We start from the raw sequence: 303 nt of genomic DNA, 5'->3' as shown, positions 1-303 counted from the left end.
GCCGCCTTGGGGGCCGGTGCCCCAGGGATGCCGTCCCCATGATCGAGGATCCGACACCGGCCGAGAGCGACCTGCCCCTGGCCGGCCTGCTCGTGCTGGACCTCAGCCAGTTCCTGTCCGGCCCCTACTGCTCGCTGCGCCTGATGGACCTGGGTGCTCGGGTCATCAAGATCGAGCGGCCGGATGGCGGCGACCTGTGCCGCCGGCTCTACCTGAGCGACACCGAGATCGGCGGTGATTCCACGATCTTCCACGCGATCAACCGCAACAAGGAGAGCTTGGCGCTCGACCTGAAGAACGCAG

Annotated in this window: 1 protein-coding gene; it reads left to right on the top strand. The window is 67.7% G+C overall.

Going from position 1 to position 303, the window contains the following annotated elements:
- Nucleotides 1-38: 38 nt before the first annotated feature.
- A partial coding sequence (locus EQG76_RS02835; protein WP_200840511.1) for a CoA transferase occupies nt 39-303 on the top strand: 265 nt, incomplete at its 3' end.

Origin of the sequence: Geminicoccus flavidas, from assembly GCF_009806515.1 — a bacterium.
Lineage (GTDB): Bacteria > Pseudomonadota > Alphaproteobacteria > Geminicoccales > Geminicoccaceae > Geminicoccus > Geminicoccus flavidus.
This window is presented reverse-complemented; position numbering and strand designations above follow the sequence as displayed.